Consider the following 14,194-nt stretch of genomic DNA (forward strand, 5'->3'; position numbering starts at 1 on the left):
GTCGAAGGAAGGGCTTTTTTGCAAAGGTCTCAGCTTTTATAAAAATATCTTCCTTACATAAAACCTACTATTTAGAGTGAATTTGTCGTGGCAGTAAATTGTGTTGCCGTGCAGGCTTTGACGCTGAATACGTCCGCCTGTTTATCCGAACTTCACTTCTGCTCCGAATACTTCCTGCCACAGTTTTCGCACATTGCCGTAATGGGTCAGCAATTCTTCCGTCACTTCGGTTTTTTTGGCATCGCGCAGTTTGGTGTTGTGTTGCTGCTGGCGGTAGAAGCGGTAGGCGGTGCGGCTTTGTTCGGCGAGGGTTTTGTCGATGAGGCCGCAGTCGGCGGCGATGTTCAACAGGGCGATGTTGCCGTAGTTATCCAAGAGTTGCGGATACTGACGGGCATGGGCAAGGATGAGATATTGGACGATAAATTCAACATCGACCACGCCGCCGCGCGCGTATTTGACGTTGCTGTCGGCAGGCGGATGGGTGGGGAACATTTTTTCGCGCATTTCGATGATTTCGCCTGCTAAAACGGTTTGGTCGCGTTCGGCGGTCAGCATTTCGGTGCGGATGCGGTCGAAGGCCGTCTGAACATCAGGCGTACCGCAGATAAAACGGGCGCGGGTAAGGGATTGGTGTTCCCATGTCCATGCGTTTTCGCGCTGATATTTTTCAAAGGCAGCGATGCTGTGGGCGAGGAAACCTGCGTCGCCGTTGGGGCGCAGGCGCAGGTCGGTTTCGTAGAGGCTGCCTGCGCCGGTGGCGGCGGAAAGCCAGTTGGTTAGGCGGCGGGCAAGGCGGCTGTACACGTCGCCTGCATCGGGATGAGGGTCGTCATAAAGATAGACCAAGTCGAGGTCGGAGGAATAGCTGAGCTCTTTACCGCCCAGTTTGCCGTAGCCGATGATGGCAAATTGCGGCGTGTCGCGGTGTTTTTTGGGCATATCCGCCCACGCGCACGGCACGGCGGCGGCGAGGATGGTGTCGGCCAAGGCGGAAAGCTGGTCGGAAAGTGATTCAACCGTCCACAATCCGGCAAGGTCTTGAACGGCGAGGCGGAAGACTTGGGCGTGTTGGAAATGGCGCAATGTGTCCATTTGCGCTTCAGTATCGCCGCCGCAGGCTTTGAGGTCGTTTGAAAGTGCGGCGGCAAGGGCCGACCAGTCAAACGTGGTATCCAAAAGCTGTGCGCTGATGAGTTCGTCCAGCAGAATCGGATATTTGCTCAGATACGCCGCTACCCATGAACTTTGGCTCATGATTTGTGCCAGATGCGCCAAGGTCTGCGGATGTTCGTTGAGGAAAGCAAGATAGGCGGAGCGGCGGCTGATGTTTTCGAGAAAGTCAAACAGCCGCATTAATGTATCGGTCGGATTGGGTTGCGCTGCCGCCGCCTGTACCAATAACGGCACAATCGCGTCAAAACGCGGCTGGGCGTGTGCAGAAAGGTGGCGGTATTTATGGCCGTTGCGGATTTGGTCGAGCCGTGTGGCGATGGTTTCGGCATCAAACCCATATTCTTTCAGACGACCTTGCCGTTCTTCTTCATCGGGCTTTTCCTGCCATGCCCATTGCCATTCGCTGTTGCTTTGCGTTTGCTCTTCGGGTTCGCTCAAGATTTCGTTGAACAACCGATTGACTTTGTTCCGATGAACATTGAGGCCGTCCGAAAAGGCGGCATAGCTGTCGAAACCCATGCTTTCGGCGAGCAGTTGTTGCTGTTCGAGCGAAGTGGGCAGGGTTTGGGTTTGTTGGTCGTCCCAGTATTGCAGGCGGTGTTCGACGTCGCGCAGGAATCGGTAGGCAGCCAGCAGGATTTCGACGTTTTCAGACGGCATGATGCCCAGCTCGGCAAGTTTCTTCAGCGTTTCCTGCGTGCCTTTCAGTTGCAGCGCGCGCATTTGCCCGCCGCGTATCATCTGGAAAATCTGGGCGATAAATTCAACTTCGCGGATGCCGCCTGCGCCGAGTTTGATGTTGTCCGCCATGCCCTTTTTGCTGACTTCGCTGCGGATTTGGCGGTGCAGGGTACGCATTGCTTCATACGCGCTGTAATCCAGATATTTGCGGAACACAAAGGGGCGTACCAGCGCTTTGATGTCGTTCGGATGCGGCGTAACCACGCGGCCTTTGCACCACGCATAGCGTTCCCATTCGCGACCCTGCGTAATTAAATATTGCTCCAGCGCGGTTTCACTCAACACCAGCGCGCCCGAATCGCCGTCCGGCCGCAGCCGCATATCGACGCGGAACACCTGCCCGTCGGCGGTGATGTCATTCAGCAGCGCAATCAGTTTCTGCCCGACTTTGGTGAAAAATTCCTGATTGCCCCGTTCGCGCCTGCCGTCGGTATCGCCCGATTCGGGGTAGATAAAAATCAAATCAATGTCGGAAGACACGTTCAACTCATAGCCGCCCGCCTTGCCCATCGCTACTACGCTCAAATGTTGCGGCGATTTCGTATAACGCCCGATCGGCGTGCCGTACATGTCCTGATAATAGGCGTAGGCAAAGTCTAATGCGGTATTGACGGCAAAATCGGCAAACAGCGTAATCGTACGGGTCACTTCGTTCAAATCGCTGATGCGGTTTATATCGCGCACGATAATCTGCGACACCACATAACGGCGCAACTCGCGCAACTGCCGCGCCAATTCTTCCTCGTTTTCTTCCGCGCGGATTTTGTCCCAGTCGGCAAAGGCTTGGAAATCAGCTTCGGTCAACACCTTGTCCAACATGGGCAGGAAAATTTCGGGCTTGAGTTTGCCGTTGTCGAGCTGGCGGGCGAGAAAAAGGGAATAACGGCGGGCAGTATCGAGGCGGTTCATAATCTTTGCCTGAATAAACAGAAAAAACCATCATAGCAAGGTTTCAGGCCGTCTTAAACCCACGCTTTCCCCTATCCGTGCAATCGGCTAAAATACCAACCTTTGCAACCCCACATAAGGAAACCGCCATGACCCGTATGGTTCACTGCGTCAAACTCGGCAAAGAAGCCGAAGGCATGAAATTTCCGCCGCTGCCCAACGAATTGGGCAAACGCATTTTTGAAAACGTTTCCCAAGAAGCATGGATGGCTTGGACCCGCCACCAAACCATGCTCATCAACGAAAACCGCCTAAGCCTTGCCGATCCACGCGCGCGCGAATACCTCGCACAGCAAATGGAACAATACTTCTTCGGCGACGGCGCAGATGCCGTACAAGGCTACGTTCCGCAAGAGCCTAAATAAGCATTGAAAAGCCAAGGCCGTCTGAAACCCGATTTTCAGACGGCCTTTAAAATTCCCGATTGCCCCGCATATTAGGCAAATAGAACAGATAAATCATACAAACCCATGATTCTCTGTTAAAATCCAAATTTCATTCATTTCAATCCACACTGGAGCAAACGCCATGCAAAACGACGTTTACGACTATACCTCGCAAGGCTCGGTTGCCAAAAATACTGTCCTGCAAAAAACCTACCGCCTGCTCGGCCTGTCTTTCATTCCTGCCATTGCCGGCGCGTTCTTTTCCGCCAAAACAGGCTTTAACATTTTCGCCATGTTCGGTTCATATTATGTTGCCCTGGCCGCCTTCTTCGGCTTCTTCTACGGCATGACCTCCCTGATCGAGAAAAACCGTTACAGCAACGTCGGCATCGCCCTGTTGATGATCTTCACTTTCGGCATGGGCCTTGCCATCAGCCCTATGCTGCAATACGCCCTGGCGATTAACAACGGCGCGCAAATCGTCGGTACGGCCGCCGCCATGACCGCCGGTGTATTCTTCACCATGTCCGCCATGGCGCGCCGCACCACAATGAACATGAACAAACTCGGCAGCTTCCTCGGCGCCGGCGCCATCGTGCTCATGATTGCCGTTGTGGCCAACCTCTTACTCAAAATCCCTGCCCTGAGCCTGACCATTGCTGTCGGCTTCGTTGTCTTCAGCTCCCTGATGATTATGTGGCAGGTACGTACCGTTATCGATGGCGGCGAAGACAGCCACATCAGCGCAGCGCTGACCATCTTCATCTCCATCTACAACATTTTCAGCAGCCTCTTGAGAATCCTCATCTCTCTCAGCGGTGACGACTGATCAAGCCGCAAAGGCCGTCTGAAATTTCAGACGGCCTTTTTGATTTTTGACATCACCGGCAAACTCCCCTATCCTGAACGCCACACAAACCCCATTCCCAACCCAAAATGACCACGACCACTCCGCGCCGTGCCGTGTACGCAGGCAGCTTCGACCCACCCACCCTCGGCCACCTGTGGATGATACAGGAAGCCCAATCCCTCTTTGACGAACTCATCGTCGCCATCGGCACCAATCCCGAAAAGCGCAGCACCTACACCATAGAAGAACGCCGCGCCATGCTAGATGCCATTACCCACCCCTTCCCCAACGTCCGCATCAGCGTGTTTGAAAACCGCTTTTTGGTCGATTACGCCCGCGAAGCCAAGGCCAATTTCATCGTCCGCGGCATCCGTTCCGCCGCCGACTACGAATACGAACGCTCGATGCGCTACATCAACAGCGACATCGCCCCCGAAATCTCCACCGTCTTCCTGATGCCGCCGCGCGAAATAGCCGAAGTATCCTCCACCATGGTCAAAGGCCTGGTCGGCCCCCAAGGCTGGCGCGACATGATAGGCCGCTACCTCCCCGACCCCGTCTATCAAAAAATCCTGCAAGACCACGAAACAAACGCATAAACAAAGGCCGTCTGAAATGTTCAGACGGCCTTCCAATTTTCATTGATTATTTACGGGCAGACGTCAACGCCTGCAGGTTTTGATTCAACGTTTCCATATCCAACCAACCGGCGGCAATAAACAGCATCAAAATCACCGTACCCACGCACAGCACCCCGATACCATACAACACATAACCCACCAAAACACGGCCTACCGTTGCATTCCCCATCCACATCAAACCGCGTACCTGCACCACAAAAACCCAAGCCTGCCACAACAGCGCAAACACAGCCAACGCCGGCACATACAACACCAGCAACAGCGGCAGCAGCAAAGCCTCAGACACCAAAATAAAGCCCCACAAAGGCAGCCGGGGCGCACCGTAAGAATGCAGCACCTTGCGCATCGAGCGGCTCAACACCAACCATTTCACAATTACCAAAATCACCGACAGACACACCGCCGCCGCGCCACTGCCAAACAAAGGCGACATGCTGGCCGCGTTCACCACACCCAACAGCAGCAGCACCGCCGCCATCACCAAAGGCGAATACAAATACGTCTCCGGCGAACGATAGCGCAAACGCAAAACATCCCACATATCACGAACAAACATATACAGCATGGCATAAATCCAAAGCAAAAAAGCCGATTGTATCTTAGGCCGTCTGAAAATCAAACCGGCAAACCTAAAACCCACCAATTAAAACGAAAAATAATTCAATACAAAACAAAATCTTAATTTACCCCCTCAAAAATAAAGCCTACAAACGCTTGCACAAGGCAACGAAATTTGGTTTAATTCACATCTCGCAACGAAACACGCGAAGGCCAGATAGCTCAGTTGGTAGAGCAACGGATTGAAAATCCGTGTGTCGGCGGTTCGATTCCGCCTCTGGCCACCACCAACCGCATTGAAGCGGTTATTTTTTTATCTATACGATTTGCACGCATGCTTTAAGCGCAAATCCCGTTCCGGACCATGCGTCCCGATTTCCACACAAGGCCGTCTGAAAAATTTCAGACGGCCGTTGTTCATGTTGGCATGGCATAAAAATCCGCCTTACCACCCCATTCCGACAGAATACGGCGCTTCCATCCGAATCGGCTGAAACCTTCGCGAACATACTGAATATGAATAAAGTTCAAGGCAGGTCGGTTTACTATATAATACCGTCCAAACCAACCATAACTTACTCATTGCAGGGAAGATAATGAAAAAAGTGCTGATTGTGCATTACTCGCAAACGGGGCAGCTCTCCAGCCTGGCGCAGAATTTTGCCGTACCGTTGCAAACAGCCGGCGTACAGGTCGATTGCGTCAATATCGTACCGGAGCAGGCGTTTCCGTTTCCGTGGCCGTTTTGGCGTTTTTTCGATACCTTTCCGGAAACCGTCCATTTAAAACCCGCCCCGATTCTGCCGCCGCAAATTCCATCCGAAGATTACGATGCGGTGGTCATTGCCTACACCGTTTGGTTCCTCTCTCCTTCGCAACCGATTACCGCCTTTTTGCAACGCGAAGAAACGCGCCGCCTGCTGGACGGCAAACCGGTCATCACGCTTATTGGCTGCCGCAATATGTGGCTGGGCGCGCAGGAAAAAATGAAATCTTTACTGAAACAAAACGGCGCCAAACTCATCGGCAACATCGTAAAAATCGATGACTGCAACAGCGCGGCAAGTTTCATTACTACGCCCGCATGGATGCTGACCGGCGACAAACGCTATTTCCGCTCCCTGCCCTCTGCCGGCATTGCTGAAGAAGAATTGGCGGATGCGGCTCGGTTTGGTACGAAATTACGCGATGCACTGTTGAACCAACAGCCTTTGGACGAAACCCTGTTTCAAAACATGGGCGCAGTGACAGTCAATGAAAAACTGATTTTCAGCGAACGCGCCGCCGGCCGCAGCTTCTTCGTCTGGGGCAAGCTTTTGATGGCGGCAGGCCGTATTTCTCCGCTCTTGCGCCGTGCGCTGCTGTGCTTCTACATCATCTTTTTATTGGCGATGATTTTGGTGGTTTTGCCCGTCAGCGTAATTTTAAAAAAACTGCTGCATCCGCTGCTCAAAGGCCGTCTGAAAAAACTGGCGGACTATTATGAACAACCGTCAGGAAGATGATACGTTTCAGACGGCCTCAAACTAGGAATCCATCATGCCCGAAGTTATCTACTACCCCGAACGCCGTCGTTTTCAAATCGATATTGACGGTTTGGAAGCAGGCTACATCAGCTATACCGAACACAACGGCGGCTGGGACATAAACCATACCGTGGTCTCGCCCAACTTCCGTCATCGCGGCATTGCCAAACTGCTGGTGAGCACGCTGATGGAGTACGCCGAAACACACCACATCCCGTTGACTGCAAGCTGCGACTACGCGGCGCGGTTTATCGGTTGATTATTTTGACAAACACATCATGACATCGAATAACACACTCAAAGACGTTTATCTCAACCGCGTTTCTGCCTTTTTGCCCAATGCCCCTGTCGGCAATGACGAAATGGAAGCCGTCCTCGGCATGGCAGGCGATGTGCCTTCACGCGTGCGCCGTATGATTTTGCGTTCCAACGGCATTTTGTCGCGCCACTACGCCATCGATCCTAAAAGCCGCCGCACGACGCACACCAATGCTGAATTGGCTGCCGAAGCGGTCAACGGCCTGTTTGCCCAAGGCGTTCCTGCAGAAGCCATCGGCAGTCTGGCCTGCGCCACTTCCTACCCTGACCAAACCATGCCCGGACACGGCGTGATGGTGCATGGTTTGCTGGATATGCCGCCTTGCGAAGTGTTCAGCATGGCAGGCGTATGCGCGGCAGGTATGGCGGCGATGAAACACGCCTACAACGCTGTGCGTACCGGCGAACACGCACATGCAGTTTCCGTTGCTTCCGAAAACGCCTCGGCGGTCATGCGCGGCGAAGTGTTTCAAAGCGAAACCGACCATAAAAAACTGGAAAACGCTTCCCCCGAAATCGGGTTTGAAAAAGACTTTTTGCGCTGGATGCTGTCTGACGGCGCAGGCGCGGTGTATCTGTCCGACCGCCCCAATTCAGACGGCCTCAGCCTGAAAATCCATTGGATAGACCTGCTTTCCTACGCCAACGAAATGCCGCCCTGCATGTATGCCGGCGCAGAATTCCGCGACGGCGTATTTGAAGGCTGGAAACACGCCGATGCCGATTACGGCCGCCGCCACAGCCTGATGGCGGTCAAGCAGGACGTCAAACTGCTGAATGAAAACATCGTCCGCTATACGGTGGAAAAACCCCTCTCCCAAATCGCCGCCAAACACGGCATCCGCGCCGAAGAAATCGATTGGTTTCTACCCCACTACTCTTCCGGCTTCTTCCGCGACCGCCTTTCAGACGGCCTGAAAAACATCGGCTTCGACATTCCGCAGGAAAAATGGTTTACCAATCTGCACAGCAAAGGCAACACGGGTTCGGCCTCGATTTACATCATCCTTGAAGAATTTCTGCGCACCTTTCCCATCGAACACGGCCAAAAAATCCTGTGTTACGTTCCGGAAAGCGGACGCTTTTCAACATGTTTCATGCTTTTGGAAGTAGTAAAGGCCGTCTGAATGAAGATTGACGACATCCCTCAAGACAACAGCGCCAGCTACCACGGCCACCGCAAAGTTATCTACGGCACCCGCGACGGCCACTACGAAGCGGCCACCAGCAACGGTTGGCAGGATGAAGCCTACGCCACCGAAATGGCGGTGTGCGAACTCGATGCCCAAACGCAGGCCGCGCGCGAAACCGTCGAAAAAGGCGAATATTCGCCGCTGTACTACCATATGTTCCGCTGCCGTTATGATGAAACCGGCTTGGCCATGGCGGCAGGTGTATGGAAATGGCAGCTTCGTCGGCATTTCCGCCCCGAAGTGTTCGCCAAACTACCGGTCAAAACCCTGCAAAAATACGCTGATGCCTGCCAAATCAGCATAGACGACCTCAAACAAACCGATATTTAAAGCCTCTCATGATTACCCTACATTCGCTTAACCAATCCCGCGCCCTGCGCATTGTTTGGCTGCTTGAAATCCTCGGTATGCCCTACCGCCTGCAAACCTACCGCCGTCATCCTGACACTTTGCTCGCCCCTGACGAACTCAAAGCCATCCATCCCTTGGGCAAATCGCCCTTGTTGGATGATGACGGCTTTATCTTGGCGGAAAGCGGCGCGATTACCGACTACCTGATTCAAACCTACGGCGACGGCCGTCTGATGCCCGAACGCGGCAGTCGCGAATACTGGCAATATCAACGCTGGCTGCATTATGCCGAAGGTTCGCTAATGCCGTTATTGCTGCTCGGACTGGTGTTCCGCCGGATTGAAAGCGCGCCCATGCCGTTTTTCGTCAAACCGATTGCCCGTAAAATCAGCGGCAGCGTCAAAAGCAGCTTTATCCATCCGCAAGCCGCCCTGCATCTTGCCCATATTGACAGCGAGCTGGAAAACCGCGAATGGTTGCTCGGCAACAGCCTAAGCGGTGCCGACATCATGATGAGCTATCCGCTGCAAGCCGCGGCCGACCGCTTCGATTTTACCTACTACCCCAATATCCGCGCTTATTTGCAGCGCATCGAGGCGCATGAAGCCTACCGCCGCACCGTTGAAAAAGCAGGTTCGCCTTTATTGAAACTCGACAAATAAAACAAGGCCGTCTGAAACGTTTTCAGACGGCCTGAAACCTTGGTTCACTTATCGAATAGCTTTGCAGCAAACGGCGTTTTTACCAACGCGCCGCCCGAGTGCTTTGTTCCCCCTCGCCATTCCACTATAATGGCAACCCATATCCTTTTAAAAAATAACACCATGCCAACCGACAACCGCCCGACTCTTGCCATCGACACCAGCACATCCTTTTTGTCCATCGCATTGGAACATCAAGGCGAAATCCGCCTGTTTCACGAAAACGTCGGCACCAAGCAATCCGAACAAATCCTGCCGCAAATCGAACGCCTCTTTAAAGAAGCAGGCATCACAGCCGCCGATTTGGGCTGCATCGTTTATGCACAAGGCCCCGGCGCATTTACCGGCCTGCGTATCGGCGCAGCGGTTGCACAAGGCTTGGCCACGCCGTTTGACACGCCCATGATCGGCATTCCCTGCCTCGATGCCGCCGCTTCGCTGCTGCCGCCATCCAGCTACGTACTGGCGGCCACCGATGCGCGTATGGGCGAAGTGTTCTACGCATGGTTTGATACGCAAAACCACGTCCGCTTGAGCGATTACACGGTTGGCAAAGCCGCCGCTATTACCGCGCCCGAAGGCAAAACGCCTAGCGGCGGTATCGGCAATGCCTTTGCCCTCGCCGACAAACCGCCTTTTGACGGTCAAGCCGATATGCCGACCGCCGCCGACTATCTTAAACTTGCCCGCAGCGGCCGCTATCTTACTACTGACGCGGCGCATGCCGAGCTGCTCTACGTCCGCAACAAAATTGCCCTGACCGCGCAAGAGCAAGCCCAACAAAAGGCCAAACCGTGAACCTGCGCCCAGCCTTACTTGCCGACTGCCCCACCCTTGCCGCCATCGACGCACAAGGCAATCCTTCGTCGTGGACGGCACAGCAGTTTGAATCGGCGGTTCAACACCATCCCGACAGCGTTTGGCTCAGCCAGACCGACCACCAAATTACCGGCTTTATCGTGTGGCAAACCGTGTTTAACGAATCCGAGCTGCACCTGATTGCCGTAGCGCCCAAATACCGCCGCCAAGGCATTGCGTCCGCCCTGCTGCAACACTGGCAAAACGCAGTGCAACAGCAAGGCGCAACCCGATTACTGCTCGAAGTCCGTGCAAGCAATGAAACCGCGCAACAGCTCTACCGCAAACACGGCTTCCAAACCTGCGGCCGCCGCAAAAGCTACTACGCCCTGCCCGATGGTGGCAGCGAAGATGCCGTATTGATGGAGAAATCATGTTAAGCAGCCGCTACCTGCACCTGCACGAAGCCTTGGGCTTGGGCCCGATGTGGCTGAACCAAAACGCCAAAATCATCCATGCCGCGCCTCAAGCCGCAGCATCAGCCGCACCCGTCCGCCCCAAAACCATTGCTGCCGATACCGCGCAAGCCGTGCGTACTTTATCCGCAGGCGCCCATCAGGCACGCACTGCCGCCATCGCTACTGCGCAAACGGCCAAACCGGCTGTCCGCGTTCCCGAAGCGGCACCCAAAGCCATTGTCGAAACACCGGCAAAAACAGAAAAAGCCGCGCATTCAGACAATCTGCCCCGCCTTGACGTAACCATCAGGCCGTCTGAAATCATGGTGGTCAGCATTTGCCCGTCCACCGAAGACAGCCTGCACGGTACGCTGTTTAGCGGCGACGTCGGCACGCTTCTCGACAACATCCTCGCCGCCATTGGCCTCAAGCCCGAGCAGGCGCATAAAACCGCATGGGTCAAAACCGCGCCCGTGTTCACCGCCCTGCCCGATGCCGAACACATCCGCGCCGAGCTTGCTGAAATGCAAAACGAGCTGACTGCTTCGCAAGCGCGCGCAGTATTGTTTCTCGGCAAAATCTTCGACAGCCCCGACATGATCGGGCTGATGAACGAATTGTGCGCAGAGCGGCCGCATTTCGTCATTCCCCATCCCGCCCGCCTGCTGATGCAGCCGCAACTCAAAGCTCAGGCATGGCAAATCTTAAAGCCATTGAAACAGCTTTTGGCCAAGGCCGTCTGAACATTCTGTTCAATCTGAAATCAGGTTTTCCACCGACAAAAAAGGGCGTGTCCGACACGCCCTAATGTTTTTCAATATTCCGCCGAATGCCAAAAAGGCTGACCCACCGTCGGCGTACTGGCGCGCGCTTTCTCACGCGCCTCCACAGGTTCCGCCTCATAAGCCAGACGGCCCGACTCGACCGCAAGCGCAAAAGCGCGTGCCATATTGACCGGATCGCCGCTACGGGAAACGGCGGTATTCAGCAACACGCCGTCAAAACCCCATTCCATCACTTGTGCCGCCTGCGAAGGCAAACCCAAACCCGCGTCAATAATCAACGGCGTGTCGGGCAGGCGTTCGCGCAGGACTTTCAGCGCATAAGCATGAACCGCGCCCAAACCTGTGCCAATCGGCGCCGCCCACGGCATCAACGCCTGACAGCCTGCGTCGAGCAGTCGGCGACAGGCAATCAGGTCTTCAGTGCAATAAGGCAGCACCTTAAAACCATCTTTAATCAGGATTTCCGCCGCTTCGACGAGCTGGAACACATCCGGCTGCAACGTGTCATCATCGCCGATAAGTTCGAGCTTGATCCAATCGGTCTCAAACACTTCGCGCGCCATTTGCGCAGTGGTTACGGCTTCCTGCACACTTTGGCAGCCTGCGGTATTGGGCAACACAGGCACGCCCATTTCTTCCAACAACGACCAAAAGCCCTGCCCGTGCGCTTCGCCGCCGCTGCCGGCGCGGCGTAACGAAACGGTAATCATCGCCGGTTGCGCGATTTGAACAGACTGCTTGAGGATTTCCGGCGTCGGATATGCAGCCGTACCGAGCAGCAGCCGTGAAGGGAAAGTTTCTCCATATAGGGTAAACATGATGGATTCCTTTGTAATATTATTTTTGAGGCAATAGCCTTCTGAAAAATCGGTTCAGATAGTTTCCAAATAGTTTTCAAGTCCTTCGGCGACCTTAGTCGGAATAAACTCGGTAATCGTGTATTTCGCTACGCCTTCTCGGTGAAACGGGTCTTCTGCAATTAACTTTTCCACCTGCTCCCTGCATGATGCTTTCATCAGGATAACGCCGCCTGTCCGCGGCTGTTTGCGTCCAGACATAACAAATACACCTGCTTGATAATACTGTTCGAGATACGCAATATGCTCAGATAGGTAGGTTTCAACCGCACTCAAATCTTTCATATATTCCAACGATACGATAAACATTTCTCTTCCTTTTCTCAGCATTAAACCAATAGCGCAGATATACGCGCAGTAAAACCGCCTAACCGCCGACTACCGGCCGCACGATGTCCACTTTATCGTTTTCGTTCAAAACCGTTTCCGCATATGCGCCTTTGGCGACAAACTGGGTATTGACGGCAACGGCAAACGGTTTTTGCGGCGCGGTTTGGGCGATAAGGTCGGCGATGGTTGTGCCGTTTAATGTGATGGCTTCATTATTCAATATAATCTTCATGACGTTTGCTCCTCTTGTCAGACTTCTTATTTTTAGACGGCTTTATTCATTCCACAAAGCCTGAAACGCTTTAACCACGGCTTCGGGATTTTCCGCTTCGGTAACGGCGCGGACGACGGCGAGGGAGGAAACGCCGGTTGCCAGCACATCTTCGGCGTTGTTTAAATCGATGCCGCCGATGGCAACGACGGGCGTGCCACGCGCCTGTCTGACGTATTCGCGCAGTTTGTCCAAACCTTGCGGGGCGGTGGGCATTTGTTTGGTCGTGGTCGGGAAAATCGCACCGCTGGCGACATAGCTGGGGTGTACGGATAGGGCGCGGTCGAGTTCGGTGACGGAGTGCGTACTCAAACCCAAGCGCAAACCGGCGGCGGCGATGGCGGCAAGGTCGGCGGTGTCCATGTCTTCCTGTCCGAGATGTACGCCGTATGCGCCCGCTTCTATTGCCTCGCGCCAGTGGTCGTTGATGAAAAGCTGCGTACGGCTGCCCTGACAGGCGGCGACGCAGCGGGCGATTTCGCATTTCAATTCATCGCCGTGCAGGGTTTTGCAGCGCAGTTGCACCGTGTCGGCACCTGCTTTGACCATGCGCTCGGCCCAGTCAGCAGTGGGAACAACGGCGTAAAATTTCAGGGGAGATTTGAGTGGCGGGAAGGTCATAACGGCTCCGAAAGGAATAATTCGTTGTTATATTATCAGAAAAGGCCGTCTGAATAATATTTGTTTTCAGACGGCCTGATTGAAAAAATGAATATTGCCCTATTCGGCTTTGGCTTTATAAAAATATGAACATACTGATGGGTTATCAAAATGAGTGCCATATTGGCGCCCCACATTCGGAGACCCAACCCATGAAAAAAATTTCTCTTGTTAGCCGCCCTTCCCTTACTGTTTACCACTTATTCAAATGCCGCCACGCCTAAAGCGGAAGCTTCAAAACCAGCTTCGGCACACAAACAAACCAAGCAGCGTTTTTCCGGCAAAATCACCGGCTATCAAACCGCCGAGCATTTGTTCTCCGTACGCAAGGGCGACCGCCTGCGCATCAGTAAAACCGGCAGCCCTAACGCCTATTTCAACGTATGGGCACCCAAAGACGATGAAGCCGTATTTAACGGTTCGGCACAAGGCGATAAATTTGACGGTATCGCTACCCAATCGGGCAAATATAAAGTGCAGGTCTATATGATGCGCGCCCAAGCCCGCCGTAACACTACTGCCCATTACGCCGTAAACGTCATCAAAAACTAAGGGGCTGACGTAGATTAGCCCTAAATTCCACACCAATCTCGCAGGATTTTAAGCTGTTGAGACGGTGTGCCGAAGTTAAATCGAAATTCGCATT

19 protein-coding genes, 1 tRNA gene and 1 pseudogene are annotated in these 14,194 nt (G+C 53.8%); 14 read left to right on the forward strand and 7 right to left on the reverse strand.

Going from position 1 to position 14,194, the window contains the following annotated elements; genetic code table 11:
- Nucleotides 1-141: 141 nt before the first annotated feature.
- Nucleotides 142-2,826, reverse strand: a complete 2,685-nt coding sequence (glnE, locus tag HMPREF2608_RS01495) for a bifunctional [glutamate--ammonia ligase]-adenylyl-L-tyrosine phosphorylase/[glutamate--ammonia-ligase] adenylyltransferase (RefSeq protein WP_070825743.1) — start codon at nucleotides 2,824-2,826, stop codon at nucleotides 142-144.
- Nucleotides 2,827-2,954: 128 nt separating this feature from the next.
- Here glnE and HMPREF2608_RS01500 point away from each other — a divergent pair, with 128 nt between their 5' ends.
- From HMPREF2608_RS01500 to coaD, 3 genes are all read left to right on the forward strand, one after another.
- Complete coding sequence (locus HMPREF2608_RS01500) at nucleotides 2,955-3,230, forward strand: oxidative damage protection protein (protein ID WP_003682648.1); 276 nt, start codon at nucleotides 2,955-2,957, stop codon at nucleotides 3,228-3,230.
- Nucleotides 3,231-3,393: 163 nt separating this feature from the next.
- The gene (locus HMPREF2608_RS01505; RefSeq protein ID WP_070825744.1) at nucleotides 3,394-4,080 is read left to right on the forward strand and encodes a Bax inhibitor-1 family protein; all 687 of its coding nucleotides are present in this window, start codon (nucleotides 3,394-3,396) and stop codon (nucleotides 4,078-4,080) included.
- A 107-nt stretch (nucleotides 4,081-4,187) separates the two neighbouring features.
- On the forward strand, nucleotides 4,188-4,700 hold the full coding sequence (gene coaD / locus HMPREF2608_RS01510; protein ID WP_070825745.1) for a pantetheine-phosphate adenylyltransferase: 513 nt from the start codon (nucleotides 4,188-4,190) through the stop codon (nucleotides 4,698-4,700).
- Between the two features lie 46 nt (nucleotides 4,701-4,746).
- Here coaD and HMPREF2608_RS01515 read toward each other — a convergent pair whose 3' ends face one another.
- Entirely contained in the window at nucleotides 4,747-5,307 is a 561-nt protein-coding gene (locus HMPREF2608_RS01515) for a hypothetical protein (protein WP_070825746.1), read from the reverse strand.
- A 204-nt stretch (nucleotides 5,308-5,511) separates the two neighbouring features.
- Here HMPREF2608_RS01515 and HMPREF2608_RS01520 point away from each other — a divergent pair.
- The 10 genes from HMPREF2608_RS01520 (at nucleotide 5,512) to HMPREF2608_RS01560 (ending at nucleotide 11,388) form a co-directional block, all read left to right on the forward strand.
- A tRNA-Phe gene (locus HMPREF2608_RS01520) sits at nucleotides 5,512-5,587 on the forward strand.
- A 9-nt stretch (nucleotides 5,588-5,596) separates the two neighbouring features.
- Complete coding sequence (locus HMPREF2608_RS11300) at nucleotides 5,597-5,794, forward strand: hypothetical protein (protein ID WP_141761449.1); 198 nt, start codon at nucleotides 5,597-5,599, stop codon at nucleotides 5,792-5,794.
- A gap of 102 nt (nucleotides 5,795-5,896) precedes the next feature.
- Nucleotides 5,897-6,805: a hypothetical protein gene (locus HMPREF2608_RS01525; RefSeq protein ID WP_070825747.1), complete on the forward strand. Its 909-nt coding sequence runs from the start codon at nucleotides 5,897-5,899 to the stop codon at nucleotides 6,803-6,805.
- Between the two features lie 34 nt (nucleotides 6,806-6,839).
- A complete protein-coding gene (locus tag HMPREF2608_RS01530) occupies nucleotides 6,840-7,085 on the forward strand; it encodes a GNAT family N-acetyltransferase (protein WP_070825748.1) in 246 nt (81 codons plus the stop codon).
- A gap of 19 nt (nucleotides 7,086-7,104) precedes the next feature.
- A complete protein-coding gene (locus HMPREF2608_RS01535; RefSeq protein ID WP_070825749.1) occupies nucleotides 7,105-8,271 on the forward strand; it encodes a beta-ketoacyl-ACP synthase III in 1,167 nt (388 codons plus the stop codon).
- Nucleotides 8,272-8,667 carry a DarG family dialkylresorcinol biosynthesis protein gene (locus HMPREF2608_RS01540; protein ID WP_070825750.1) on the forward strand — a complete coding sequence of 132 codons (396 nt, stop codon included), beginning with the start codon at nucleotides 8,272-8,274 and terminating at the stop codon, nucleotides 8,665-8,667.
- 8 nt (nucleotides 8,668-8,675) lie between these two features.
- Nucleotides 8,676-9,350 (forward strand): glutathione S-transferase family protein, encoded by a 675-nt coding sequence (locus tag HMPREF2608_RS01545; protein WP_070825751.1) that lies wholly within the window; start codon nucleotides 8,676-8,678, stop codon nucleotides 9,348-9,350.
- A 162-nt stretch (nucleotides 9,351-9,512) separates the two neighbouring features.
- Nucleotides 9,513-10,187, forward strand: a complete 675-nt coding sequence (gene tsaB / locus HMPREF2608_RS01550; protein WP_070825756.1) for a tRNA (adenosine(37)-N6)-threonylcarbamoyltransferase complex dimerization subunit type 1 TsaB — start codon at nucleotides 9,513-9,515, stop codon at nucleotides 10,185-10,187.
- Nucleotides 10,184-10,627, forward strand: a complete 444-nt coding sequence (rimI, locus tag HMPREF2608_RS01555; RefSeq protein ID WP_070825752.1) for a ribosomal protein S18-alanine N-acetyltransferase — start codon at nucleotides 10,184-10,186, stop codon at nucleotides 10,625-10,627. Before tsaB ends, rimI begins: the two co-directional genes overlap by 4 nt.
- Complete coding sequence (locus HMPREF2608_RS01560) at nucleotides 10,621-11,388, forward strand: uracil-DNA glycosylase family protein (RefSeq protein WP_070825753.1); 768 nt, start codon at nucleotides 10,621-10,623, stop codon at nucleotides 11,386-11,388. The genes rimI and HMPREF2608_RS01560 overlap by 7 nt, the downstream gene beginning before the upstream one ends.
- A gap of 71 nt (nucleotides 11,389-11,459) precedes the next feature.
- Here the strand turns inward: HMPREF2608_RS01560 and HMPREF2608_RS01565 are convergent, their stop codons facing one another.
- The 4 genes from HMPREF2608_RS01565 to thiE are packed head-to-tail and all read right to left on the reverse strand — an operon-like array spanning nucleotide 11,460 to nucleotide 13,509.
- Nucleotides 11,460-12,248: a thiazole synthase gene (locus HMPREF2608_RS01565; RefSeq protein ID WP_063068399.1), complete on the reverse strand. Its 789-nt coding sequence runs from the start codon at nucleotides 12,246-12,248 to the stop codon at nucleotides 11,460-11,462.
- Between the two features lie 54 nt (nucleotides 12,249-12,302).
- Nucleotides 12,303-12,596: a YciI family protein gene (locus HMPREF2608_RS01570; protein ID WP_070825754.1), complete on the reverse strand. Its 294-nt coding sequence runs from the start codon at nucleotides 12,594-12,596 to the stop codon at nucleotides 12,303-12,305.
- Between the two features lie 58 nt (nucleotides 12,597-12,654).
- The gene (gene thiS / locus HMPREF2608_RS01575; RefSeq protein WP_049332241.1) at nucleotides 12,655-12,849 is read right to left on the reverse strand and encodes a sulfur carrier protein ThiS; all 195 of its coding nucleotides are present in this window, start codon (nucleotides 12,847-12,849) and stop codon (nucleotides 12,655-12,657) included.
- Between the two features lie 42 nt (nucleotides 12,850-12,891).
- Nucleotides 12,892-13,509 carry a thiamine phosphate synthase gene (thiE, locus tag HMPREF2608_RS01580; protein ID WP_070825755.1) on the reverse strand — a complete coding sequence of 206 codons (618 nt, stop codon included), beginning with the start codon at nucleotides 13,507-13,509 and terminating at the stop codon, nucleotides 12,892-12,894.
- A gap of 207 nt (nucleotides 13,510-13,716) precedes the next feature.
- On the opposite strand from thiE, the gene HMPREF2608_RS01585 reads away from it, so the two are divergent.
- Complete coding sequence (locus HMPREF2608_RS01585; RefSeq protein WP_004518967.1) at nucleotides 13,717-14,100, forward strand: hypothetical protein; 384 nt, start codon at nucleotides 13,717-13,719, stop codon at nucleotides 14,098-14,100.
- Between the two features lie 20 nt (nucleotides 14,101-14,120).
- On the opposite strand, the pseudogene HMPREF2608_RS11305 reads toward HMPREF2608_RS01585, so the two are convergent.
- Nucleotides 14,121-14,194: pseudogene (locus HMPREF2608_RS11305) on the reverse strand (IS1595 family transposase); the annotation flags it as partial.

Source organism: Neisseria sp. HMSC064D07, from assembly GCF_001837185.1.
Lineage (GTDB): Bacteria > Pseudomonadota > Gammaproteobacteria > Burkholderiales > Neisseriaceae > Neisseria > Neisseria flavescens_C.